Origin of the sequence: Campylobacter ureolyticus (assembly GCF_027277485.1) — a bacterium.
GTDB lineage: Bacteria > Campylobacterota > Campylobacteria > Campylobacterales > Campylobacteraceae > Campylobacter_B > Campylobacter_B ureolyticus_B.
Genome location: NZ_JAPXGQ010000010.1, coordinates 54,790 through 81,370 on the forward strand (window position 1 = coordinate 54,790; position 26,581 = coordinate 81,370).

The window sequence follows — 26,581 nt, forward strand, 5'->3', positions numbered from 1 at the left end:
ATAACTAAAAAGATTTATAATTTTAAAAGTTATAAATTTGTGGCGTAAAAAGGAAAAAGATGCTAAATGAAAAATCTCAAATATTGCTAACTAAAAAAAGAATTTTTTTAGTTAAAGTTCAAGCTATTATATTTTTAGTTGGTATGGCTTTTGCTATGTATTTTGGTGGTTTGGATTGTGTTAATAGATATAACTATAATAAAATAGATATTGTTGACATTTTAATAGGATCTTTATCTGAAGCTGTTTTTTATAAAATATATATTTTATTTTTTTCTATAATTTTAGTTTTAAAAGCATTTTATCTTTATGATTATAAGTTGTCAAAAAAGTATTTATTTGGTATGTTGCTAAATTTATTACCAATTTATATTTGTCTTATAAATTTATACACATTAAATAATTTATATATATCTTTAAGCATTTATTTAGCATGTATATTTATTTATCTATGTTCCATCTCAGTAGTGGATAAATTTTACAAGTTAATAAATGAAATTCCGCTATTTAAGTCATTTTTATATATAAATTTTTCAACGATTTTTATGGCTGTTTTATACATTGGCTTGTTGTATGATAATTATGCTATTAAGGGAAAAGAACTTGGGTTTTTTATGGCATTGCTATGTGTTGTTGTCGCTATATTTTTACCACTATCAATTTGGCTATCTATACCTTTAAATTTAATAAGCGAATACAGATATTTTAAAAAAGAGTTAAACAAAAATTCAAATAAATTATCAAATTAAAATTCCAAAAGTACTCTTGGAATTCTAATTTGCTCGTAAAAATTTAAATTTCACTATTTTTTAAAAACTCATCTATAAATTCAATTTGAGCTAAAACGCTTTTATTTGCTGTTCCACCAAAGCTTTTTCTAGCTTCTTTTGAGTTATGTAAGTCTAAAACTTTTAAAGCCTCTTTATCAAAAATTTCATTAACACTTTGTAGTTCTTTAAGTGAAATTTGGCTTAAATCTATTCCTTTGCTTTCAGCTAATGCCACACATTTGCCAGTTATAAAATGAGCTTCTCTAAAAGGAATATTTTTTTTACTTACTAGATAATCGGCCAGATCAGTTGCGCTTAAATGTCCCATTTGGCAAGCTTTATTCATATTTTCATTTTTAAATAGAGCAGTTTTTAGCATCTCATTTAATATTATGAGTGATGAAGTAGCTGTTTTTACGCTATCAAAAACTCCTTCTTTGTCTTCTTGCATATCTTTGTTGTATGCTAGTGGTAAAGACTTCATAGTAGTTAAAAGTGATATTAAATTTCCATAAACTCTACCTGTTTTTCCGCGTATTATCTCAGCTACATCAGGATTTTTCTTTTGTGGCATTATGCTTGAGCCTGTCGCAAATCTATCACTTATCTCAATAAATTTAAACTCTTGTGAGCTCCATAAAATAAGCTCTTCGCAAAGTCTTGAAGTGTGCATAAAAATAACACTTATATTAAATAAAATTTCTAAAGCAAAATCTCTATCACTCACACTATCCATTGCATTTTGTGTTGGAGCAGTAAAATTTAATAATTTTGCTGTAATATTTCTATTAGTTGGATGTGGTGTTCCTGCTAATGCACATGCTCCAAGTGGTAAAAAGTTATTTCTTTCAAAGCTATTTTGAAATCTTTCAAAATCTCTTTTAAACATATTTGCATAAGCTAATAGATGAAACGCAAGGCTAACTGGTTGAGCATGTTGAAGATGGGTAAAGCCAGGCATTAAAGTATTTAAATTTTTTTTAGCAATCTCATTTAATGTTTTTATCAATTTAAGCAATAAATTAGAAATTTCTTTGTTTTTATTTAGGACAAACATCCTAAAATCAAGTGCAACTTGATCATTTCTGCTTCTTGCTGTGTGAAGTTTTCCACCTATTTCTTTGCCGATAATTTCACTTAGTCTTTTTTCAACAGCCATATGAATATCTTCATCTTCTATTTTAAATTCAAATTTGTTATTTTCAATCTCATTTAAAATTTGATTTAACCCATTGCAAATTTTATCTTTTTCATCATTTGTTAAAATGCCACATTCACATAGCATTGTAGCGTGGGCTATTGAGCCGTTAATATCTTCTTTATATAAAGTTTTATCAAAACTAATTGAAGCATTAAAGTCTTCTAAAAGTTTTGAACTTGCCTCTTTAAATCTTCCTTCCCACATTTTTTGCATTTATCTTCTCCTAATTATAAAAAATAAAGCTAAAATTATAACTAAAATAACGCCTAAATAAAGTTTATTTATAAAAAAACCACCAGAACTATTTGTGATATAGACAGTTATTTTTTTTCCATTATCTGTTTTTATAGTAAGTTTTGCATTTTTTGAACCACTTAAATTTATATTTATTAAATTTGTATCAACTGACTCAATAAGTGGCTTTTTCATGAACCTATATGTTGTTTTGTAGCTTGTAAAAACATCATTGCAATCATTGGGCTCAAAAAATATGCTATACCATTTATTTGCCTCAACGCCTATTTTATCACCATCTTTTACAACAAAATATGGAAATTTAGGCGATGATGTTTTAAAACTCCATTCTAAGTTTTTTTCTTTATTATCTTGAATGTAGGAAAATAAAACTTTATAATCTTGATTAAACTTAAATACATCTTTTGAAAAAAATGCAAATTGAAATTCATTAAAAATAGAATTTGGATCATTTTGTTTAGTTAAAATTTTACTATTTTTAAACTCATTTTCGTTTTCAAAAACCTTAAAACTTTTCATTTTTACAGGTTTTCTAAACTCATTAAATTCGATACTTACAGGATTTGCAGTAATTTTACACTCAGGCATTGGATCAGGAGTCTCTCTACTAAAAAATGCTTTTGTTTGGCTGGAGTTTGGAAAATAAACATATTCATTTTTATCAATTCTATTTAAAGAGTTATATTTATCCCCAGAAATTGCAACATTTTCATTTTTGCAAACTTTTGTATAAAATTTACCATATCCATCATCAGATTTTGCCTTTTTGCAAAAATCATTTAGTTTTGAATTTCCCATATTATAAACGAAATTTTGAGATTTTTCATCACCAAATTTGGCATATCCAATCTCATTTATTTTTGTATCTAAAAAGCCAAAACGGTGATAAATCGCACTCATTAATCCATCAATTGAGGCAACTTCGTCTTCTGCGCCAACTGATAAATTTTCACTAATTTGCGTAAAATATCCTACACTAAAAGCTCTATCTTTTGGGGTTGTGCCTGTGAAATTTGGCAAATTTGAAACTTCATTATGCGAATCGACCTTGTTTGTAAAAGTATATTTTGCATGATTTTGTGCTGAGGTTGTTAAAATATCATTTTTTGAAAGTGTGCTTAGATTTGAGTTAAGCCTTAAAGAATTTAAGTAGCTTAATGCATTATTTGAAATAACTCCACCAGTTGGTTCTAGTGGAGTTTTAAGATCTTTTTTATCATCACATGCACTTAGTAAAAAAAGCAGCGAGAAAGCAATTAAAAGCTTATAAATTTGGTCCAGCTTTTGCAAACTCAACGCCTTCTTTTACATCTTCATATCTTTTGAAATTTTCTATAAATCTTTTTGCTAAATTTAGTTTTAACTCGGCATATCTTTTTTTATCAGCCCAAGCTTTTATTGGGTTTAAAAGCTTTGTTTCAACGCCATTAAGCTCTTTTGGAATTAAGATATTAAAAATATCAAAATTTTCAAATTCACATTTATTTATACTTCCATCTAAAATAGCATTTATGCAAGTTCTTGTAGCTTTTATGCTCATTCTTTTGCCAATGCCGTATTCACCACCACTCCAGCCAGTGTTTACAAGATATACATTAACTTCGTGCTTATCTATTTTTTCACCCAAAAGTCTTGCATAGACTGTTGGGTGAAGTGGTAAAAATGCCTCTCCAAAACAAGCACTAAATGTTGCAACTGGCTCAGTTATGCCTCTTTCAGTTCCTGCAACTTTTGCAGTATATCCACTTAAGAAATAATACATTGCTTGCTCTTTGTTTAGCTTTGCAACAGGCGGTAAAACACCAAATGCATCTGCTGTTAAAAAGATGATATTTTTAGGGTGATTTCCTTGTGAATTTTCTTTTCTATTTTTAATGTGAGTTATTGGATAACTTACTCTTGTGTTTTCTGTTTTACTGCCATTGCTATAGTCAACTTTTCCATTTTCATCAGCTACAACATTTTCTAAGAGTGCATTTTTTTTGATAGCTGCATAAATTTCAGGTTCACTTTTTGGATCTAAATTTATGCACTTTGCATAGCATCCACCTTCAAAATTAAATACACCATCATCGTCCCAGCCATGCTCATCATCGCCTATTAATTGTCTATTTGAATCAGTTGAGAGAGTGGTTTTTCCAGTTCCGCTAAGTCCAAAAAATAAAGCTGTATCGCCATCTTTACCAATATTTGCAGAACAATGCATTGAAAGTTTTCCTTCTAGTGGAAGCCAATAATTCATCATTGAAAAAATTCCTTTTTTCATCTCTCCGCCATACCATGTTCCGCCAATTACAGCAATATTTTCCTCAATATTAAAAATGACAAAAACCTCACTATTAAGACCATCTTTTTTATACTCTTCATTCACGCATTTACAAGCGTTATACACTACAAATTCAGGATGAAATTCTTTTAGTTCTGCTTCAGTTGGACGGATAAACATATTTTTTACAAAATGTGCTTGCCACGCAACTTGAGTTACAAATCTAACGCTTTTTCTGCTTGAAATACTTGCGCCACAAAACGCATCTTGGATATAAATTTCTGAGTTTGAAAGTTGAGATTTTGCTTTTTTATAAAGTTTATCAAAAAGTTCTTTTGAAATAGGTTTATTGATATTTCCCCAAGCAATATACTTTTGCGATGGGTCTTGCTTCACAAAATACTTATCTTTTGGGCTTCTTCCTGTAAAAATACCTGTATCAACCATAAAAGTTCCATTATCACTTACTCTACCTTCTTTGTTTTTAACTTCATGTTCGAAAAGTTTATCGTAGCTAAGATTGTGATATATCTCTTTTATGTTTGTAAGTCCTAGTTTGTCCAAGTCATTTACCATTTTTAAATCCTTTTTTAATAAATTTTTTATCTTATTTTTAAAACTTTTGTAAAATTATACCTAAAAATAGTCTTTATAAGGTAAAGCAATACTTTAATTTTATAAAATTTTATAAATTTATATGTATTGCAAATAAAATTTAGGTAAATTAAATTTGACTTTTTACCGAAAATATTATAAAATGTGAACTGAAATTTTCAAAAATATTTTTTAAGGAGTAATAAATGAAAATATCTTCAATTTTTAAAAGTGTTGCAAAATCAATTGCTGTTTTAGCTTTAGTAGTTGGCGTAGGAGCTAATGCTTTAGAAGAAGGAAAAGACTACGTTTTACTTGAAAGGGTTATTCCAAACGCTGAAGGAACAGTTATAAAAGCATTTAGTTATGATTGTCCATTTTGCTATAAGTATGATAAAGCAGTTACAAAACCAGTTATGGAAAAAGTTTCTGATATGAAATTTGTACCTTATCATTTAGCTACAAAAGGAGTTTTTGGTAAATATGGTAGTGAGGTTTTAGCTGTTGCAATTGCAAAAGATAATGCTGATGGAGTAAACTTATTAGATGATAAATCAAAATTTAAAAAAGCAAAATTTGCACTTTATAAAGCTTATCACGATAAAAAAGAAAGATGGGGAGCTGATGCAAGCAACCAAGCAAATGTAGATGCGTTTTTAAATACTGCTCTAGCAGCAGCAGGTATAGATAAGGCTGATTTTGAAGCTGCTTTAAACACTGACGAAGTTAAAAATATTTTAAATTCTTGGGGTATGGATAATAATGGAGATGCCTATATGATAGCAAAAGTTCAGGGTGTTCCTGCATTTGTTGTGGATGGAAAATATCTTATTAAAACAAGCGCTATTAAAGGTATAGATCAAATGGCTGATATGATCAAAGAACTTCATAGTATGAAATAGTAAATAAAATTTAACTTTAAGGATAAAATTAATGGGTTTATGGAAAAATTTTAAAAGTTCGCCAATAAATACAGTAGCAAGATGGCAAGACCAAAGATTTTTATGGCTAGTTATGTTTGTGGCTATGCTTGGTATGGTTTTATTAGCTCATAGTTTTTTTCAAAACTATTTACATATGGCACCTTGCGAACAATGTGTTTATATAAGATTTTCAATGCTTGTAATGGCGCTTGGTGGATTAATAGCTGCTATAAATCCAAAAAATGTAATTAATAAGTTAATAGGTTATATTTTTGGATTTTACGGTGCAATTATTGGCATTGGATATAGCGTTAAGCTTCGTGCTATTCATAAAGCTGTTCATTCAGATGATCCATTTGCTATGATGGGTATGCAAGGATGTTCGACAGATCCTAGCTTTCCTTTTGGGCTTCCGCTAGCAAAATGGGCACCTGATTGGTTTCAGCCAACTGGAGATTGTGGATATGATGCGCCAATTATTCCAGATGGTGTTACATTAAACTCAATTCAGGAATTTTTTACAAATCTTTACAGTGAGGGTTGGTATCTTATTCCATCTATGAAATTTGCTGATATGGCAACTTGTACATTATTGGCTTATATTGTTGCATTTGCACTTTTAGCTGTAATGTTTATTTGTTGGATAATAAATTTATTAAAAGCTAAAAAGGCATAAAATTAAGCGAGTGCATATAGTTAGTTGCACTCGCAAATTCTCAATTTTTAATCAATTTAAAAGCTTATTTTTTATATAATTATGTGTTTAAAGTTTTCTAAGTAGGGGAAATGATCCGAAAAGACTTTAAATAAAATAAATTTTTAAGGATTATCATATGAAAAAACTATTTTTTCTTATGTTTGCATTAGTTGGCTTTGCTTTTGGAGCTGACAATGAGCTGCTTGGCTCATATACAACTATAACTGCTTGCTCAGTTATTGGTGGTTCTATTGTTTTAGGAATTGCTGCATTAGGTGGTGCTTTAGGTATGGGAAATGCTGCTTCTGCAACTATTTCAGGAATAGCAAGAAACCCAAGCGTTTCTAACAAGCTTTCAACTACAATGTATATTTCTTTGGCTATGATTGAAGCTCAAGTTATTTATGCACTTGTAATTTGCTTTATTTTGCTTTTTGCAAACCCATTTGTTACAGACGCACTAAAAGCTGTAGCTAACTAATTTTTTACCCTGATTTTTCAGGGTAACTCCTTTTTATGCGATCATGGTGGAACTGGTAGACACGCTATCTTGAGGGGGTAGTGAGCCACGCTCATGCGAGTTCAAGTCTCGCTGATCGCACCATTAAAGAAAAAATTAAGAATACTTCTAATAAATGCTTTAGTTTCTAAAAAATAAATTTGTAAAGGTAAAAAATGAAAAAAGTATCCATATTTTTATTATTTATAGCATTATTAAAAGCACAAGATTATAACCTAGATGTAGGAAAAACTGTATCCGATGGAATGAAACAAGGAATTCAATTATTAGGTAAAGAAATGCTAAATATAGCAACTGACAATAAACCAGTTAATGAAATTAAAGATAAATTTAAAGAAAAAACTAATAAATTTGATAATTTAAAAATTGAAGGTGAATGGACTTTTGAAATGGATAGAGTAGTAACAAGTTTTTTAAATACTGCTGGTAACAAATGGTTTTTAAAATTTGAAAAGGACGGATCTGTTTTATTAGATAATAAGCCAAGAGATAGAAAATGGAATTATGAAAACGATACATTAGAATTTAAAAATGAAAATTTCACATTGTTTAACAATAATGAAAAAATAAAATTTATAAAATATAACGGCGATTATTGTTATGAAGTTTTATATAATGACGCCAAAGCTTCAATGTGCAAAACAAAAGGTGAAAGATTTAAAGACAGAAGTAAAGCTGTAAAAATAGAAATTCATTAAATTTAAATGATTTAAATCTTTAAATTTTGCAAAAAACAGACCATAACCTCAAATTTAAAGCCAAAAATTTTGTCTAAATTTCAAGGCTTTAAATTTAGAAATTTATTTAAGTTTATAAAATTTAAAACTCATCTTTTGCATTAAAGCCCGCTGAATTATCCCATGCAAGTTTTGCACCTGCAAGTAAATGAAAATGAAGATGCATAACTTCTTGTCCGCCATTTTCTCCGCAGTTATTTATAAGTCTATATCCTGTTTTATCGACACCCATTTTTTTAGCAACTTCTTGGATAAATTCGGTCATTTTAACCATAATTTTTGGATCTGTTTCTTGAAAGTTTTTATAGCATTTTTTTGGGATTATTAATATATGGATTGGAGCTTTTGGGTTTATATCGTGAAATGCTAAAAATTCATCATTTTCTAAAACTTTATTGCTAGGAATTTCTCCATCAACTATTTTTTCAAAAATATTTTTCATGTCAATACCTTTTTTGTAAATTTAAGGTATTATAACCAAAATTACGGAATTTAGGAGAAATTTTACTTTTAATTTAAACAAATTTAGATAAAATCTACAGAAATATTTACACAAGGAATAAAAGTGGATGAAATGATATCAAAGATTTATTCATCAAAAACACTTGATGAATTAGATGAGATTAGAGTTAAGCTTTTTGGAAAAAAAGGGCTAATTACCGCTGAATTTTCAAAAATAAAAGATTTAAAAGCAGATGAGAAAAAAGAATTTGCACAAAAATTAAATGAAAAAAAAGAGATTTTAAATAGTGCAATTTTAGAAAAAAAGCATGAACTTGAAAATTTGAAATTACAAGAGAGAATGGAAAAAGAAGCTGTTGATGTTACGCTTTTTGATGAGAATCTAAGTATTGGAGCCCTACATCCTATAACAATAACAATGGATAAAATAATAGAGTATTTTTTATCTCAAAATTTTAGTATTGAAAATGGACCTTTAATTGAGGATGATTTTCATAATTTTGAAGCTTTAAATTTACCAAAATATCATCCAGCGCGTGATATGCAAGATACATTTTACACATCTGACAATCATCTTTTAAGAACACATACTAGTCCGGTTCAAATTAGAACTATGCAAAATGAAAAACCACCTATTAGAATGATAGCACCCGGGGCTGTTTTTAGAAGAGATTTTGATCTTACTCATACGCCTATGTTTCATCAAATAGAAGGATTAGTTGTTGAAAAAGGAAATAAAGTAAGCTTTGCAAATTTAAAATATATTTTAGAGGATTTTTTACGATATATGTTTGGTGATGTTAAAGTAAGATTTAGACCTAGTTTTTTTCCATTTACTGAGCCATCTGCTGAAGTGGATATAAGTTGTATATTTTGCAAAGGACATGGTTGTAGGGTTTGTTCAAACACAGGCTGGTTAGAGGTTTTAGGTAGTGGTGTTGTAGATCCTAATGTTTTTAAATTTGTTGGATATGAAGATGTGAGTGGTTATGCTTTCGGTCTTGGAGTAGAAAGATTTGCCATGCTTTTACACGGTGTGCCTGATTTAAGGTCGTTGTTTGAAGGAGATATTAGATTATTGGAGCAATTTAGATGATAGTAACTAGAAATTGGTTGCAAGAATGGATAGATATTTCACAAATAAATAGTGAAAAATTAGTTAAAATTTTAAATGAAATTGGTTTAGAGGTTGATAGCTATAGTGAGATAAGATTGCCACAAAAAGTAGTTATTGGATATGTAAAAAGTAAAAGAGCTCATGAAAACTCTGATAAATTAAATATTTGTGAAGTTGATGTAGGAAGTGAAATTTTACAAATTGTTTGTGGTGCTAAAAATGTAGAAACTGGTCAGTATGTTGCAGTAAGTCTAATTGGAGCAACATTGCCAAATGGTATTAAGATAAAGCCTGCAAAATTAAGAGGAGTTGATAGTTTTGGTATGATTTGTTCGGCTACGGAGCTGGGACTTCCAAAACTAAATGATGGTATTATGATTTTAGATAATAGCCTAGGTGATATTGTTATTGGAAGAGAACTTTGTAAATATCCACTTTTAAATGATGATATTATTGAGATAGGTCTTACGCCAAATAGAGGTGATTGTCTTAGTATTTATGGTGTTGCAAGAGATTTAAGTGCTGCTTTAGATATTTCTTTAAAACCACTTTCATATAGTGATCAAGATGGTCTTTTAGGCATTGGAAGACTTTTAGGAATTCATTCTAGTGAAAAAATAAATAGTTTTTTTGAATATAAAGCCTTTAGCATAGAAAAAGAGTTAAAACTTGATTTAATAAAGTCTTTAAGGGTAAATTTCGCAGGAATTTTAAAAGGTAGTGTAACTGAAAATTTACTAGCTTATGCAACTTACTCAACTGGAGTTTTACTCAGAGCTTATGATGGTCAAAAGCTTAAAAATAAAGACGATAAGGTTATGCTCGAAATAAGATCTGAGAAATTTGGAAATTCAAGTGTTTATGAAAACAACCAGCTTATTTCTTTAGCAGGAATTTCACAAGATGATAAGTTTAAAGTAGATGAAAACTCAAAACTAGTAATAATAGAGGCAAATTACACAGATCCAAAAATAATAGCTACAGCAACTAATGAAAATAAAGAGTTAAAAGGTGATGAACATATCTACAGAGCAGTTAGAGGAAGTGAGCCAAAGCTTAGTGTAGGGCTTGAGTATTTATGCAGTATTATTTCAAAAAATGATAGTATAAATTTATACAGTGGCACTCAAAAAGTAAAACCTATAAAAGAACCAAAAACTGTAATTTTCAGTGCTGAGCAAATAAATAACATTATAGGAAAAGAAATTTTAAGAAATGATGCAGTTAAGATTCTTAAAAAACTTGGATTTGAAATTGGAATAGAGCAGGATTTAATAAATGCAAAAGTACCTTTATTCAGACATGATATTGAAAATGTTTACGATATAGCAGAAGAAATAGTTAGAATAATTGGTATTGACAATATTCCTTCAAAAGCACTTATATTTAATGAGCAAAATAGAATAAACAACTATTTTCAAGAGTATAAAAACAAAAAAAATTTAAAAAGAAAAGCTTGCGATAATGGTTTTTTTGAGTGTATTCATTATATTTTTGACAGCGAAGAAGAACTTTTAAAATTTGGTTTTAAAAAGTGCAAAACACAAATTTTAAATCCTATAACAAGTGATTTGAACACTCTCAGGCCAACTTTAATAAATCACTTATTGAAATCAAGTGTAAGAAACTATAAAAATTCTCAAAGATCAATTAAGCTTTTTGAAATAGGAGCTGTTTTTGATGAAAATGCAAAACAAAGCGATAAAGTTGCTTTTTTAATGAGTGGATTGGTAAATGAAGCAAGTTTATTGAATACTCAAAAGCCAAGAGAGACAGATTTTATAACTTTTGCTTCAAAAGTGCAGAATATAATTGGCAAATTTAGTTGCAAGGTCCCAAATAATGCAATTTCTTATTTAAATAAATTTGAACAAGCTCAAATTATTCAAGATAAAAAAGTAATTGGATATATTGGTAGAGTTGATTTAAGTATTGAAAATGAGCTTGAGCTACCTAAAACATACATTTGCGAGATTAATTATGAAGATCTTAAATTTGGCGATATCGTCGCTAAAGCATATTCTAAATTTCCAAGCATTAGCAGAGATTTAAGTTTAATCATCCCTAAAAATATGCGCTACGAAGAAGTTAGAGAAGTTTTAAAATCTGTAAAAACTAAAAATTTAAAATCTTTTAATTTGGTTGACATTTATAGTGATGATAGTCTGAAAAACTTCAATAGTGTAACTATTAAATTTATATTCCAAAGTATGGAAGAAACTTTAGAGGATAATGAAATTTCAAAAGAACTTGATGAAATTTTAAAAGCTTTAAAAGAAAAATTAAATGTTGGTATAAGATGAAAATTTATGCTTTGAAAACTCCTATAATTGGTGAACTTTCAAATATAGCTTTTGATAAGTCAATTTCGCACAGAAGTGCTATTTTTTCACTTTTAAGCAATGATGTTTCAGTTATTAAAAACTATCTTTTTGCCGATGACACAAATGCAACTTTAGAGATAATTAAACTTCTTGGAGCAAAAGTTGAAATTTTAAAAAATCTGGTAAAAATAACCCCTCCAAAAGATATAAAAGAGCCAAGTCAAATTCTAGATTGTAAAAATTCAGGCACCGCTATGAGAATTTTAATGGGGTTGTTGGCTAGTAAAAATGGTTTTTTTATTTTAAATGGGGATAGATACTTAAATGAAAGGCCAATGAAAAGAGTTACAAAGCCCTTATGTGAAATAGGAGCAAGCATAGATGGAAGAGATGACGGTGATAAAGCACCACTTTGCATAAGAGGGAACAAGCTAAAATATTTTGAATATGAAAGTAAAATTGCCTCAGCACAAGTAAAATCTTCTTTAATTTTGGCTGCACTTAATTCAAACGGATGTAAATTTCAAGAACCTGAGCTAAGTCGTGATCATAGTGAAAAAATGCTTATCTCAATGGGTGCTGATATTAAACGAGATGGCCTTAGAGTAGATGTAAATCCACTTAAAAAAGCATTAAAACCACTAAATATTGAGGTTCCAAATGATCCAAGCTCAGCTTTTTATTTTGCTGTTGCAGCATCAATCATACCTGATTCACATATTGTTTTGAAAAATGTTTTGCTTAATAAAACTAGAATTGAAGCCTATAAAGTTTTAGAAAAAATGGGTGCTAATATTGAGTTTGTTCAAACACAAAATGATTATGAAAAAATCGGAGATATAAAGGTTAAATTTGCAAAATTAAAAGCTATTGAAGTAAAAGAAAATATTTCTTGGTTAATTGATGAAATTCCAGCCTTAGCCATTGCATTTGCGTGTGCTAATGGAAAAAGCATTATAAGAAATGCAAAAGAATTAAGAGTAAAAGAGTGTGATAGAATCTCTGTTATGGTTAGTGGATTAAGAGCATGTGGGCTTGAGGTTAGTGAGTTTGAGGATGGATTTAGTGTTGTATCAAAAGGCGAATTAAAGCCTGCCATAATTGATAGTTTTGGTGATCACAGAATTGCTATGAGTTTTGCAATTTTGGGTTTAAAAAGTGGAATGATAATAGAAGATGATGATTGCATAAACGCATCTTTTCCAAATTTTAAAGAAATTTTAAAAAGTCTTGGAGTAAGTGTTGAAAATTGAGCTTGCTGATAGTTATGGGTTTTGTTTTGGTGTAAAAAGAGCTATAAGAATTGCTGAAAATACAAAAGATAGTGCAACTTATGGCGAGCTTATTCATAATGCCGAAGAGATAAATAGATTAAAAGAACATTTTAATGTAAAAACATTAAATACAATGCAAGATTTAGAAAATGAAAATAGTATTATTATAAGAACTCATGGCGTTACAAAAAAAGATTTAGATGCTTTTAAATCTCAAAATAAAAAGATAATTGATGCAACTTGCCCATTTGTTTCTAAGCCTCAAAATATTGTTGAAAAAATGAGCAAAGATGGTTATGATATTGTTATTTTTGGTGATAAAAATCATCCTGAAGTAAAAGGTATTATGAGTTATGCGCTAAAAAATGTTTTTGTTGTTTTAAACACGGATGAGCTTATGAATAAAAAAATTTCAAACAAAGTAGCAGTTGTTTCACAAACAACAAAAAAAGTTGAAGAATTTACAAAAATAGTCTCTTTTTTAATAACTAGATCAAAAGAAGTAAGAGTTTTTAATACAATTTGCAATGCTACTTTAGAAAATCAAAAAGCTGTAGAAAAGCTTGCAAAAAAAGCTGATGTAATGATAATAATTGGCGGAAAAAACTCATCAAATACAAAACAGCTTTATTTAATATCAAAACAAATTTGTTCTGATAGTTATCACATAGAAAATGAAAGTGAGTTAGAAAAAGAGTGGTTTAAAGGCAAAAATTTATGTGGCATAAGTGCAGGAGCAAGCACACCTGATTGGATTATAGCAAATGTCTCAAACAAAATAAGAGAGCTTTCATAAAAATCTAAATTGCATTGTTTTAATAAGATTTAAAGCATAATTTAACTAAAATTAAGTCTTAATTTATTCTGCCGTGAATAAAAATTACATTTAAAGGGAAAAAAATGGCTGAGGTGAACGAGAAAGAAGTTCAAAATACTATAGGTGAGGAATTTGAAGATTTTGAATCTATGCTAGAGGAGTCTTTAGAAAAGACTTCAGGTGGTGGTGTTACAAAAGGCATCGTTGTTGCTATAAAAGGTGAAGATATTTTTGTTGATGTTGATAGAAAAACAGAAGGTGTTTTAAAAGCATATGAAGTAACTGACAAAGATGGAAATATAACTGTAAAACCAGGCGATGAAATAGAAGTTATCATCACAGGAAACAGAGGTGGAAAACCACTTGTTTCATTTGAAAAAGCAAAAAGAGTTAAAAAAGTAGCTGAGTTTATTGAAAATTTTGATGAAAACAATGAAGTAGATGTTGAAGTTAAAATTGTTTCGAAAAATAGAGGTGGATATATTTGTGTAAGCAAAGATGGTGTTGAGTTCTTTATGCCAAGATCACAAAGTGCTTTAAGAGATTCTAACTCTTTAATTGGGAAAACTTATAAAGCAAGAGTTTTTAAAATAGATAAAGAAAATAGTGCTATTTTGGTGTCTAGAAAAAAAATCATAGATGAAGAAAGAAAAGCAAAAAAAGAAGTTTTAGATCAAATTTCTCAAACAACAGATATCATTGAAGGTGTGGTTAAGAAAATTACAACTTATGGAATGTTTGTCGATGTTGGTGGTGTTGATGGACTTGTTCATTATAGTGAAATAAGCTATAAAGGCCCTGTTAATCCAAGCACTTTATTTAAAGAAGGCGATAAAGTCCCAGTTAAAGTTTTAAGCTATGATAAAGAAAAAAAGCATCTTTCACTTTCTATTAAAGAAGCAATGCCAGATCCGTGGCTTGAGCTTGCAGAAAGCGGACTTGCTATGGGTGATGTTATAAAAGTAGTTGTTAATAACATAGAACCTTATGGTGCATTTGTGGATTTAGGAAATGATATAGAGGGATTTTTACACATTAGCGAAATTTCATGGGATAAAAATATCCAAAATCCAAAAGATTTTATAAATGAGGGTGATGAAATAGATGTTGAAGTTATAGAGATAGACACTGAAAAAAGAAAACTTAGGGTAAGTCTAAAAAATTTACTAGAAAAACCTTTTGATGAGTTTAAGAAAAACTATAAAGTAGGCGATGTTGTAAAGGGAAGTGTGGTAACTATAACTAAATTTGGTGCATTTATTAAAATAGGTACAGTTGAAGGTCTTTTAAGAAACGAAGATGTTTCTTGGGATAGAAATGAAACTTGCAAAGATTTATTAAAAGTTGGTGATGAGATTGAAGTAAAAATAACTTCAATTGATACAAAAGAAGATAAGGTTTCTCTAAGTAAAAAAGATTTAGAAGATAGTCCAATTGCAAAATATGCCGCTAGTCACAAAGTTGGTGACATAGTAAAAGGAACAATAAGAAATATTAAAGATTTTGGTTTATTTGTTGAACTTGAAGAGGGCGTTGATGCTCTTTTAAGAAAAGAGGATATTTCTAATATTGAAGATTTAAAAGTTGGCGATGAGATAGAATCAGCAATTGATTATCTTGATACTAAAAGAAATAGAATTAGATTAAGTGTAAAAAGACTTTCAAGGCAGAAAGAAAGAGCTGTTTTAAATGAAATAAATAGCGAAAATGATGATAATGTAACTATTGGAGATCTTATAAAAGAACAACTTCATAATTAATTTTAGGCACTTAAAAAGTGCCTATTTTCTACATAAAGGTGTAAAATCATGAATAAAATAATCGTATGTGATGCAATCAATGAAGCTGGATTTGAAATTTTAGCAAAAGAAAAAGACATAGAGGTGGTTGATGCTACAAATGTTCCAAAGGATGAGCTTTTGAATTTATTAGTTGATGCTGATGTTGCTATAACTAGAAGTCCAACTGAAATAAGTGAGTCTTTTTTAAATGCTGGTAAAAAACTTAAAGCAGTTGTAAGAGCTGGTGTTGGGGTTGATAATGTTGATATTGATGGATGTTCAAAAAGAGGAATAATTCTAATGAATGTTCCAACAGCAAACACAATTGCAGCAGTTGAAATGACAATGTGCCATCTTTTAAATGCGGCTAGAAAATATGTAAATTCTTGCAATGATTTGAAAATAGATAGGATTTGGAAAAGAGAAAAATGGTATGGAACTGAGCTTTATGGAAAAACACTAGGCATAATAGGTTTTGGAAATATTGGCTCAAGAGTAGGAGTTAGATCACTTGCTTTTGGCATGAAAGTAATAGCTTATGATCCATACATTGAGCCATCAAAAGCAAAAGATTTAGGTGTTGATTATACTTCAAATTTCAATGATATTTTAAAATGTGATTTTATAACTATTCATACTCCAAAAACAGCTGAAACAACAAATATGATTGACGAAGCTGAAATTGCAAAAATGAAAGATGGGGTAAGAATTGTAAATTGTGCAAGAGGTGGTTTGATAAACGAGGATGCACTTTTAAAAAATTTAAAAAATGGCAAAATTGCCTATGCTGGAATCGATGTTTTTGTAAAAGAGCCTGCAACAGATCATCCTTTGCTTGATATTGAAAACTTAACCGCAACCCAACATCTTGGAGCCAATACAGTTGAGTCGCAAAAAAATATAGCTGTTCAAGCAGCCGATCAAGCAATAAGTGCTCTTAGAGGAATTTGTTATCCAAATGCTCTAAATTTACCTATAAAAACAGAAGATATTCCAAATGAAATCAAACTTTATTTAGATTTAGTTTCAAAAATGGCATATCTTGCAACTCAGATTAATAAAAATCTTATAAGAAATATTAAAATAGAAGTTTCATCAAATTTGAAAAAATATTTAGATCCGATGCTTACTTTTGCATTGGTAGGCGCATTAAAAACTCAACTTGGCGATAGTATAAATTATGTAAATGCTAAATTTGTAGCTGATGAGCGAGGCATAAAAACAGAATCCGTCGTTACATCAAGTTTAAATTTAAAAAGCTTAGTCACTGTTAAAGTTATAACAGATGAAGAGGTTACTACTTTTGGCGGTGTTGTGTTTGGGGAAAATGAAGAAAGAATTGTAAATATTAATGGTTTTAAAACTGACTTTAAGCCAAAAGGTAAGATGATTTTCTTAAAAAATAGAGATATTCCAGGATTTATCCGTGATATCAGTGCAATTTTGGCAAAAGAAAATATTAACATTGCAGACTTTAGACTTGGCCGTGGTGAGGAAAAAGATGCTTTGGCTGTTGTTTTAGTTGATGAAGATATAAACAGCGAAATATTAAAAGAGTTAAATAGCGTTGAGGCTTGTATCTGGGCAAGATACGCAAATGTTTGATGAATAATGACTGTTTGGTTGGAGTTGATTTAGGCTCAAACAGTTTAAAAATTTCTTTAATGAATGCCCAATTTGAGGTTTTAAAAACTGATGAATTTGGCATTCAAAGTGCTTTTGGCTTAAAAGAAAATTTAAGTGATATCACTAAAAATAGAATCATACTTGCTTTAGAAAAAATATCAAAAAATTATGATTTAAAAAATGCATTGGCTGTTGCAACGGAAGCATTTAGAGTTGCAAAAGATAGCGGTGAGTTTTTTAAATTACTAAACGATAAATTTGGTATAAAATTTGAAGTAATAAGTCCTTTAAAAGAGTGCGAGTTAACAAAACTTGCAGTTTATAAAAGATGTGAAATGCTTGGCACTAGCGCTAGCAATCTTGCTATAGTTGATCTTGGTGGTGCTAGTTGCGAAATTGTGCTTGATGAAAAATTTAAAAGCTTTAAATTTGGAATCATAAAAGTTTTTAATGATTTTTTAGATTTAGAAAATATAGAAAAAAATTCAAAATTTATAACAAAAGAAGCAAATAAATTTTTAAAAAATTTAAAACCAAAAAATATTGTCTTAAATTCTACTATTTCAAAAAAACTACTAAATTTAAAGCAAAATTATAAAAATTCAAAAATTTTAGAATTTGATGATTTTAAAAAACTTAAAAAACTTATTTTAAATAATACAAAATCACATCTTAAAAACTCAGATGGACAAGCCATGGATAATCAAATTTTAAGTGAAACAAATTTGCTACTTTGTGGAATTTACCTTTATGAAAATATTTTAAAAGACTTTGATAATTTTATAATTATTGATTATGGTTTAAAAGAAGGTGTTATTATAGAAAAAATTTTAAAAAAGGAAAATCTATGAAAAAAATTATTCTCATTTTATCCATTTTTTTATCCATTTGTTTTGGTTTTAAAAACGATGAAAATCTAAAAATAGGCAAATTAGATAATGGATTTTCATATTATCTTTATAAAAACCAAACTCCAAAAGATAGCATTAGTTTGATACTTTATTTCAAGGTTGGATCAAGTGATGAGCTCGAAAATGAAAGAGGAATAGCGCATTTTGTCGAACATATGGCATTTAACGGTACAAAAGATTATACAAAAAACGACCTTATTAAAGCTCTTGAAAGTTTAGGAGTAAAATTCGGAGCTGATTTAAACGCTGCAACTAGTTTCAATGAAACTATTTATAAACTTGATATAAAAAAAGAAAATTTAGATAAGGCATTGAGTGTTTTGTCAAATATGGGATTTAAGGCTTTGTTTGAAAAGGGTGATTTAGAGGCTGAAAAAGGGGTAATCATCGAAGAAGAAAGAAATAGAAAAAATGCCTATGTTAGAATAATGGATCAAGGATTAAAATATTTTTATCCAAACAGCATCTATGCAAGTAGACTACCAATTGGTGATATGAATATAATAAAAAATGCAACTCCAGCTCTTTTAAAAGGGTTTTATAATAAATTTTACACTCCAAATAATGCAAAATTAATAATAGTTGGAGACTTTAATGAAAGCGAAACTAAAACTCTCATAAAAAAGTATTTTGATAATATAAAAAATAATGATTTTGCAAAAAGAGCGGATAAAAGCATAAGTTATTTTAACGATCTTGTTATTTTTAATCCAAACGATGAAGAGATAGCAAATAATTCAGTTTCTATAATGTTTGAAGATACGCCTTATAAATTAAATAGCATTGAAAATTTGGAAAAAGAGTATAAAAATAGATTTATTTCAAAAATGTTTTCTTTGCTAAACGAAAAAAGAAAGTCTAAAAGCAAGACGCTTTTAACCACAAATTATTATGATATAAATTTATACAATTTAAAAAAACTAAACTCATTTTATGCAACAGTTGTAAAAGATGATGTTAATGCTAGTTTGAGTGAGCTTATTTCAATTATTAAAACAGTTCAAAAAAATGGCTTTAATAAAGATGATTTTTTAAGTGCAAAAAAAGAACTTTTAGCACAAAATTTAGCAAATTTTGAAAAAAAACAAAAAAGATATAACTCTGAAATAGTTTCTGAAATTTTAAATTTAATAGAAGATGACACAACTTTTTTAAGTCCAAAAGATGAAAAAGAAATAAGTCAAAATATTATTGATAAAATAACTCTTGATGAGATAAATAAAGAGTTTAAAAAAAGTATTTCAAGTAGTGGAGTTTTAGTAAATTTAACAACAAAAAAACCTATTTCTTTAAGCAAAGATGAGTTTAAAATTTTGCAAGAAAATGCTCAAATTTTAGAAAATGATAGTCTAAATTTACCTAAAACCATTTTAGAAAAAAAGATAGCAAATAAATCTCCAATAAGCTCTAGTATTGATAAAAATTTAATATATAAATTTGAGTTTGAAAATGGTGCAAAAGTCTATTTTAAAGAGATAAATACAAATAAAGATACCATTTATTTTAAAGCTTTTAAAAAAGGCGGTCTTACAAATTTTGATGATATTATAAATCTTAACTTTGCTATAAATATTTCAAATGGAAGTGGAATTGGTAAGTTTAACGATTATGAGGTTAGGAAAATAACAGCTGGACAGATGTTTGAATATAAAAAATTTATCGATAAAACATCTTTAGGGTATATTGGAAATGCTCAAGTTAAAGACTTTGAAAATTTGTTAAAAGCATTTTTTACTGATTTTGAAAATCCAAAAATAGATGATGAGTATCTTAAAAGATATCAAACATTAGCACTTGATCTATTGGCTAAAAATTTAAATCATCCAGATTATAAATTTGAAAAAGAGTTTAATGAGTTTTATTTTAACAACTCCTATAAAATGCGTTTTTCAAGTAAGGATGATATTTTAAATTTAGATAAAAATAACTTAGAAAATATGCTAAAAAAAGCTTTTCTAAACGCAGGAGAGTATGATTTTGTATTTGTAGGAGATATGAGCCCAAAAGAATTTATTAAAATTTCTAAAAACTATATCGGAAATTTAAGTGCAGATAAAAATCAAACTTTTATAAAAGATGATGGCATCCGTCAAATTTTAGGAAGAAAAAATTTTACAAGAAAATATTTGCAAGAAAACTCATCTAAAAATAGTATTTTTATAAATAGTTATGATCTTAACTACACACCTAAAAATGCGCTTGCATTAAGCCTTGGAACAGATATTTTAAATATACTTTTAAGAGAAAAAATAAGAGAAGAAGATTCTATGGTTTATGGAATTTATGCTCACAACGAGCTTCAAAATAAGCCTTACAAAAAAGCAAGTATAAGTATTTATTTTACAAGCGATGTAAAAAACATAAACACAATAGTCAAAAATGTTAAAAATACAATAAATTTATTAAAAACTTCTTACGATGATGAAAAAGAGCTTAAAAGTGTAAAACTTGCTTTAAAAGTAAAACTAGAAAAACTTTATCAAACCCCAAATTTTTGGCTAAATCAGTTAAGTCAAGATTTGCTTTATAAAAATTATTTTTACAACTATGATGAGATGATGAGTTTAATTGATAACATAACTTTAAACGATATAAAAAGAGTTGTAAATTTGGCATATGATTTAGATAATTTCATCATTAAATCAAATATTTATAAAGGCACAAAATAGTAAATTTGGAGTTTTTTACTCCAAATTTAGTCTAAATATCTTTTTTTAAAATCTTTATTTCTAGTCATTGTAAAAGATTTTTCATAAAAAATTAATATTACAACGCTAACTCCAACAGCTAGAGCAAATATAGCTGAAACTGCTGTTGAGCCGTAGTCAAATATTTCAACTAAATAGTGAGATTTTTTCTTTTCTATATCTGTTTGTATAAATAAAAACATTGCAAGCATTGCTTTGTAAGCATAAAGTCCTGGTATCATTGGCAAAAGTGATGGAAATGCAATTATTTCAATAGGGGTTTTTACCCTTCTAGCTAAAAAAACAGCTACAAAACTTACACAAATAGCGCTTATAAAAGTTGATATTGTGTAACTAAAATAGTTCATAAAAATAACTCTTAGAGAGTATCCAAAACCACCAAGTGTAGCACAAAAAATTAAAATTCGCTTTGGTGGCTTATTGGCATATGAAAAACCAAGTCCAGCAATTGCAGCAAATATTGCATCTATTAAAAACGTATTCATGAGATAAGTCCAAAATCTACTAATGATAAAGTTATATAAATTCCAATACTCATACAAAGTATTAAAATAGTAGCATTTACGGCTCTACTAAGTCCTATTAAAACATTTTTATCTAAAATATCAAACATTGAATTTATTAAAGCAATGCCTGGAAAAAGATATAAAATACTTGAACTAATTGAAGCTTCAGGTGTTTTGCTAAATCCAAATTTATATCCTAAATATGCAATAAATGATGAGATAAAAGCACAAAATATATAAGCTATCCTAATATCAACTTTTTTAAAATTCAGTAAAAATTTTGATAAAACTCCACAAAATGTACCAAAAATCACAAACACAACTCCAAAAATGTCTCCACCAAAAAGTCTGCAAAATGCTCCAAAAGCTATACTTGTTAAAGCAAAAGAGATTAAAACATTTCTTTTTTTCTTTGCTATTATCTTTTGATAAATATCTTTTGCTTCTTTAAGGGTTAAGTTCTCATCACTTACCGCCCAGCTTAATGCGCTAAGATCTGAAATAGTTTCTAAATTTATCTCTTTTTGAGTTGCATCTTTTATAAAAGATTTTCTAATTTCAGGGTTTTCTTTGTTGCTTACAGTTAGGTTTATAAATTTAATGAGTATAAAAATAGAGGCGTTATATCCATAGTGTGAGGCTATTCTTTTAACGCATCTTATAACTCTTGCATTATACGCTCCCACGCCACTTAACGAATCTGCATAATCAGCTAAAAAATTTGTAAGTTCATTGATTTCCGGCTTCAACTCTCTCTCCTTTAAAATGTGCTAAAACTGAAATAATAAATGCTAAAAATAAAGCTATAAATGAGTAAATTTTTTCATCACTCATCGCTCCTATAAGTCCAACTCCTCCACCTATAATCATAGCAAATAAACATATATTTTCATTTAATTTTTTCCTACTTATCATAGCCATAAAAACAACTAAAACAACTCCACTTACATAAATATCATTTGCTCCAAGTAAATATCCTAAAATATTTTTTTTGCCAAAAGTAAGAAGTAGGGCAAAAAGACCAAATAAAATAGTAAAAACTCTATAAATTTTTAGCGACTTTGTTTTTAAGATATCATTACAAAAAACGCTACTTGCAGTAATTAAGCATGAATCAGCCGATGAAATAATAGCTGAAAATAAAACTACTAATAAAATAGCTCCTAAAAACGGCGGTAAAGTTTCACAAATATCTTTCGTTAAAATTTGATCATTTATAACAGTTTGATTTATAAAATTTTGTGAAATAAGACCTATTAAAACAACCATGATAGCGCCTATTATAATACCTATAACGCCAAAAGCTACACCAAATTTTGCATCAAATTTGCTTTTTGCACTCAAAACTCTTCCAAAGAGCATTGGACAAACTACATAGCTTCCACCAATTATAAGCATAAAGTAACTCCATTTTGAAATGGTAAATTTATCATTTAAAAGCTCAAAATTTAAATTTGTTATAGATACATCTTTGACAAAAACAAACCATAAAATAATTATAAAAAATGTTATAAACATCAACATAGTTTGTGCCAAATCACTTTTTAAAATACTTGCTTGACCTGCTAAAATAGAATAAGTAATTATGATAAACGCACTTACAAAAACAGCAAAATTAAATGGAATTTTTAAAATAGCAGCTAGTATCCAAGCACTTGCTAAAAGTTGTGCTGCTAAAATACTACTCCAAGCAAGAACTATAATAATAGATGCTATAAACCTTGCTTTTTTTCCTATATAATACTCTATCATTTCAGGCATTGTAAGAGCTTTTGAGATAGCTATTTTTTTAGCTAAAAATATACATAAAACTAAAAGTCCACTTGCTCCGCTTAAAAGCCACCAAATGGCTGGAAAACCAACTTCATAACTTAAGCTTATTACGCCTATTGTTGCACTTCCTCCAATACATGATGCGATAATTGAGCCACCAACTAAATACCAAGAGGCATTTTTGCTAGAAATTGTATAGTGGGTAACATTTTTAGTTTTTTTAAACTCTAAGTATCCTATAAAATAAATTATAAACAAATATGTAAAAAATAATATACTCATTTTTTACTCGTATTTTTTAAATTTAATTGCATTATAAATCGCATTACAAAGAGTTTTTAATTCTTTATCATTTTGTGTAAAATGTGGCATTATGTAGATGTTCTTCCCAAAAGGCCTTATCCAAACTCCATTTTCTACAAAAAAACTTTGGATATTTTCTGTATTTACTTCTTTATCAATCTCTACAACTCCAATAGCACCCAAAACTCTAACATCCTTAACGCTTTGAAAATCATAGCATTTCATAAGTTCATCTTTTAGTAGTTTTTCTATATGATTAACTTTTTCTTTAAAATTTGAATTTTCCAAAATTTCTAAACTTTTTATTGCTACACTGCAAGCTAAAGGATTTGCCATAAATGTTGGACCGTGCATAAAAACTCTGTCATTTTCGCAAATTCCATCAGCTACTTCTTTAGAGCAAATTGTAGCTGCAAAGCTCATAACTCCGCCAGTTAACGCTTTTCCAATGCATATTATATCAGGATTAACATTAGCTATTTTATAAGCAAACATTTCACCTAATCTTCCAAAGCCTGTTGCAATTTCATCAAAGATTAAAAGTGCATCTATTTCATAACAAATTTCTCTTAAAAATTTAAGGTAATTTTCATGATAAAACCACATCCCACCAGCTCCTTGAACAATTGGCTCAACTATGATGGCTGCAATATAGTCTTTGTTTTCATAGATAATTTTTTTCATTTCTATAAGGCTTTTTTCATCAAAATTTGAACCAAATTTAGAGATTGGTTTTGGCATAAAAATTTGTTTTGCAAGTGTGTTCTTAAATAAAGAGTGCATTCCAGTTATTGGATCACAAACGCTCATAGCACCAAATGTATCTCCATGATAACCACCTTTAAAAGTTGCTATTTTTGTCTTATTCGGATTTTTGTTTTGCTGAAATTGAAGTGCCATTTTTAAAGCTACTTCGACACTAACTGATCCACTATCACTATAAAAAATTTTATTCATATTTTTTGGCATTAAATTAAGTAGTTTTTTTCCTAAATTTATGGCAGGAGCGTGAGTTAGTCCTCCAAACATAACATGAGAAAATTTATTAATTTGCTTAATTATGGCTTTATTAAAGTCAGTGTTTTTATAGCCTAGATATGCACACCACCAAGAGCTCATCCCATCAATTAATGCTTTATTTTTAAATTTTTCATCATTTATATATATGTAGCTATCTTTTGCATTGTTTACACCGTAAGTTTTAAGAGGTTTTATAGATGAGGTATATGGGTGAAAAAGATGATTTTTATCAAACTCTAAGTCAATAAAATCATCAGTTTTTTTATAATTTGTTATAAAATTTCTAAATTTTAAAGATGCTTTTTGAATGTTTAAATTTGGCTCTAAATTTATAATATCACAACTAAATTTATCTTTTAAATGTTATAAGCTGTATAGCCTATAAATGGAGCTATGGATACATTTAAAGCTGTAAAAATCATTCTATTTATTATAAAATTTAACACATTATAGCATACTTTTTTAAAAATATGTCTAAATTTTAAATTTTATATGACAACATCATTTAAAAAAGTAGCTCTTTTTTTAACTTCTTTGGGTAGATATTTGGCATAAGAGCGATAAGTTTCATTTAAATCCTTATGTCCCATCATTTTGCAACCAACCCACATAGGCTCTTCACCACGACTTAGCATTACAGAAGCAAAAGAGTGGCGAGTGTCGTAAAGCCTACGCTTATTATAGCCAAGTTTTTCTTGCAAATTGTTGAATTTAACTCTAATCATAGAGCGAGATAGCTTAAAAATTTGTTCATCTTTATGGGCATTATTAAGTTTTATAAGCTCTTTATATACTATATCAAGCATATCAATAACCCTATTGCTTGATTTGGTTTTGGGTGAATCAACAACACCTAAATCAGAAAGAGTTTTATTGATGCGAATTTGCCTATTTTTAAAATCAAGATCTGCATAAGTAAGAGCAAAAATCTCCCCAGTTCTAGCACCAGTAAAGAATGCAACAACTAAAAATAATCTAAGCTCTTCATCACCAGCATTCCTAATAAGAGTTAAAATCTCATCAAGACTAAATGGTACAAATTTATCAGTTTCTTGTGGTTCATATTTTTGTTTAAATCTAGGAATAAAAAATGGATTTTTAGAAATTAAATCATTATTAATAGCATAGCGAAACAACATTTTAAAAAAAGAGCAGTATCCACTAATAGAGCTATCCTTTAAACCCCTATCTTTGCAATACTGCACAAATTCAACACTATGATGCCTTTCAAAATCAGATAGGTAGTAAATATTTTTATTTTCCAAAAAATCACTAACAACATTGCTCATCGTACGATAAAAATTAACAGTTTTATCTTTTAAAAATGATTTCTCTTGTAAGACTTTATCTATAACACTATCAAAGCTAAACTCGCTCGTATTTTTTATTGGTGTAGTACTTTCTTCCCCTTTTCTTAGCCTACGATCAACCTGCTCGTCCTCAAGCTTATAATATTCACGCTGAGCTTGTTCTAACTCTGCACGAGAGCCAAGAAACATCTCGTAATTTTGGCGAATGAAATTAAAAGCTAGAGCTGATTTTTTAAGACCAGTAGAACGGCGTATCCTAACACCATCTTTTTGACAGTCAATATAAAATCTACCTTTGTGAAGATATATATTTTTATTTTTTTCTAAATTTTTCATAAAAATATTTTAGCAAAATTTCATCAATAAAGCCAATGAGTACTAACAAATATAAATAAAATCTTAAAAAATAAATTAATATAAAAACTTAATATAATTAAAAAAGAGTAAAATAGTCCTTTGAAGCTTAAATGCAAATATATAGAGATTTGAAAAATTAAAATAATAAAAAATAAGCTAAATTTAGCCTAAGTTTTACAAAATGTCCCAATAAATAGAATTTTTATATTAAGTTTAGTATAGTTAAAAATATATTAAATTACGATAAATAGGCAAGAAAAAGCATTAAGCAAAAATTAGTTTAAAAGTTTAAGTTTTTACAAAATGTCCCAACCCTACCTATTATATAA

22 protein-coding genes and 1 tRNA gene are annotated in these 26,581 nt (G+C 28.4%); 14 read left to right on the top strand and 9 right to left on the bottom strand.

The features are described from left to right. The first annotated feature begins 59 nt into the window (after positions 1-59). A complete protein-coding gene (locus O6B72_RS06855) occupies positions 60-749 on the top strand; it encodes a hypothetical protein (protein WP_156847650.1) in 690 nt (229 codons plus the stop codon). 43 nt (positions 750-792) lie between these two features. On the opposite strand, the gene argH is transcribed toward O6B72_RS06855, so the two are convergent. Genes argH through pckA form a run of 3 tightly spaced genes read right to left on the bottom strand, consistent with a single transcriptional unit; the run spans position 793 to position 5,068 of the window. Continuing rightward, on the bottom strand, positions 793-2,184 hold the full coding sequence (gene argH, locus O6B72_RS06860) for an argininosuccinate lyase (RefSeq protein WP_156847651.1): 1,392 nt from the start codon (positions 2,182-2,184) through the stop codon (positions 793-795). Then, positions 2,185-3,516 carry a CAP domain-containing protein gene (locus tag O6B72_RS06865; RefSeq protein ID WP_156847652.1) on the bottom strand — a complete coding sequence of 444 codons (1,332 nt, stop codon included), beginning with the start codon at positions 3,514-3,516 and terminating at the stop codon, positions 2,185-2,187. Next, complete coding sequence (gene pckA, locus O6B72_RS06870; protein WP_269492649.1) at positions 3,491-5,068, bottom strand: phosphoenolpyruvate carboxykinase (ATP); 1,578 nt, start codon at positions 5,066-5,068, stop codon at positions 3,491-3,493. The genes O6B72_RS06865 and pckA overlap by 26 nt, the downstream gene beginning before the upstream one ends. A 224-nt stretch (positions 5,069-5,292) precedes the next feature. Between pckA and O6B72_RS06875 the strand changes: the two genes are divergently transcribed. The 5 genes from O6B72_RS06875 (at position 5,293) to O6B72_RS06895 (ending at position 7,924) form a co-directional block, all read left to right on the top strand. After that, positions 5,293-5,988, top strand: coding sequence for a thiol:disulfide interchange protein DsbA/DsbL (locus tag O6B72_RS06875; protein WP_018712400.1), 696 nt, complete (start codon positions 5,293-5,295; stop codon positions 5,986-5,988). A gap of 31 nt (positions 5,989-6,019) precedes the next feature. Continuing rightward, entirely contained in the window at positions 6,020-6,685 is a 666-nt protein-coding gene (gene dsbI, locus O6B72_RS06880; protein ID WP_018712399.1) for a protein-disulfide oxidoreductase DsbI, read from the top strand. A 157-nt stretch (positions 6,686-6,842) separates the two neighbouring features. Continuing rightward, complete coding sequence (gene atpE, locus O6B72_RS06885; protein ID WP_016645977.1) at positions 6,843-7,187, top strand: ATP synthase F0 subunit C; 345 nt, start codon at positions 6,843-6,845, stop codon at positions 7,185-7,187. Positions 7,188-7,224: 37 nt separating this feature from the next. Then, positions 7,225-7,310 (top strand) — tRNA-Leu (locus O6B72_RS06890). A 71-nt stretch (positions 7,311-7,381) separates the two neighbouring features. Next, a complete protein-coding gene (locus tag O6B72_RS06895; protein ID WP_050333803.1) occupies positions 7,382-7,924 on the top strand; it encodes a hypothetical protein in 543 nt (180 codons plus the stop codon). A 121-nt stretch (positions 7,925-8,045) separates the two neighbouring features. Here O6B72_RS06895 and O6B72_RS06900 read toward each other — a convergent pair whose 3' ends face one another. Then, complete coding sequence (locus tag O6B72_RS06900) at positions 8,046-8,405, bottom strand: histidine triad nucleotide-binding protein (protein WP_016645975.1); 360 nt, start codon at positions 8,403-8,405, stop codon at positions 8,046-8,048. A 132-nt stretch (positions 8,406-8,537) separates the two neighbouring features. Here O6B72_RS06900 and pheS point away from each other — a divergent pair, with 132 nt between their 5' ends. The 8 genes from pheS to O6B72_RS06940 all read left to right on the top strand — a co-directional run bounded on the left by pheS (position 8,538) and on the right by O6B72_RS06940 (position 20,944). Further along, complete coding sequence (gene pheS, locus O6B72_RS06905) at positions 8,538-9,521, top strand: phenylalanine--tRNA ligase subunit alpha (RefSeq protein ID WP_156847751.1); 984 nt, start codon at positions 8,538-8,540, stop codon at positions 9,519-9,521. Continuing rightward, positions 9,518-11,845, top strand: a complete 2,328-nt coding sequence (gene pheT / locus O6B72_RS06910) for a phenylalanine--tRNA ligase subunit beta (RefSeq protein ID WP_269492650.1) — start codon at positions 9,518-9,520, stop codon at positions 11,843-11,845. The genes pheS and pheT overlap by 4 nt, the downstream gene beginning before the upstream one ends. Continuing rightward, complete coding sequence (aroA, locus tag O6B72_RS06915; protein ID WP_156847655.1) at positions 11,842-13,119, top strand: 3-phosphoshikimate 1-carboxyvinyltransferase; 1,278 nt, start codon at positions 11,842-11,844, stop codon at positions 13,117-13,119. The genes pheT and aroA overlap by 4 nt, the downstream gene beginning before the upstream one ends. Next, positions 13,109-13,936, top strand: coding sequence for a 4-hydroxy-3-methylbut-2-enyl diphosphate reductase (locus O6B72_RS06920; protein ID WP_156847656.1), 828 nt, complete (start codon positions 13,109-13,111; stop codon positions 13,934-13,936). The genes aroA and O6B72_RS06920 overlap by 11 nt, the downstream gene beginning before the upstream one ends. Positions 13,937-14,040: 104 nt before the next feature. Further along, positions 14,041-15,717 carry a 30S ribosomal protein S1 gene (locus O6B72_RS06925; RefSeq protein WP_156847657.1) on the top strand — a complete coding sequence of 559 codons (1,677 nt, stop codon included), beginning with the start codon at positions 14,041-14,043 and terminating at the stop codon, positions 15,715-15,717. Between the two features lie 45 nt (positions 15,718-15,762). Next, on the top strand, positions 15,763-17,343 hold the full coding sequence (gene serA / locus O6B72_RS06930; RefSeq protein WP_269482978.1) for a phosphoglycerate dehydrogenase: 1,581 nt from the start codon (positions 15,763-15,765) through the stop codon (positions 17,341-17,343). Beyond that, complete coding sequence (locus O6B72_RS06935; RefSeq protein ID WP_269482765.1) at positions 17,343-18,215, top strand: Ppx/GppA phosphatase family protein; 873 nt, start codon at positions 17,343-17,345, stop codon at positions 18,213-18,215. The genes serA and O6B72_RS06935 overlap by 1 nt, the downstream gene beginning before the upstream one ends. After that, a complete protein-coding gene (locus tag O6B72_RS06940) occupies positions 18,212-20,944 on the top strand; it encodes a M16 family metallopeptidase (protein ID WP_269492651.1) in 2,733 nt (910 codons plus the stop codon). The genes O6B72_RS06935 and O6B72_RS06940 overlap by 4 nt, the downstream gene beginning before the upstream one ends. 26 nt (positions 20,945-20,970) lie before the next feature. Here O6B72_RS06940 and O6B72_RS06945 read toward each other — a convergent pair whose 3' ends face one another. The 5 genes from O6B72_RS06945 to O6B72_RS06965 form a co-directional block, all read right to left on the bottom strand. Then, entirely contained in the window at positions 20,971-21,468 is a 498-nt protein-coding gene (locus tag O6B72_RS06945) for a threonine/serine exporter family protein (RefSeq protein ID WP_016645966.1), read from the bottom strand. Then, positions 21,465-22,238 (bottom strand): threonine/serine exporter family protein, encoded by a 774-nt coding sequence (locus O6B72_RS06950; protein ID WP_269486739.1) that lies wholly within the window; start codon positions 22,236-22,238, stop codon positions 21,465-21,467. The genes O6B72_RS06945 and O6B72_RS06950 overlap by 4 nt, the downstream gene beginning before the upstream one ends. Beyond that, on the bottom strand, positions 22,219-23,544 hold the full coding sequence (locus tag O6B72_RS06955) for a sodium:solute symporter family protein (protein WP_269492652.1): 1,326 nt from the start codon (positions 23,542-23,544) through the stop codon (positions 22,219-22,221). The genes O6B72_RS06950 and O6B72_RS06955 overlap by 20 nt, the downstream gene beginning before the upstream one ends. Positions 23,545-23,547: 3 nt before the next feature. Continuing rightward, positions 23,548-24,921: an adenosylmethionine--8-amino-7-oxononanoate transaminase gene (bioA, locus tag O6B72_RS06960; RefSeq protein WP_332112748.1), complete on the bottom strand. Its 1,374-nt coding sequence runs from the start codon at positions 24,919-24,921 to the stop codon at positions 23,548-23,550. Positions 24,922-25,073: 152 nt separating this feature from the next. Beyond that, positions 25,074-26,231, bottom strand: a complete 1,158-nt coding sequence (locus tag O6B72_RS06965; RefSeq protein WP_269492653.1) for a tyrosine-type recombinase/integrase — start codon at positions 26,229-26,231, stop codon at positions 25,074-25,076. Positions 26,232-26,581 lie beyond the last annotated feature (350 nt).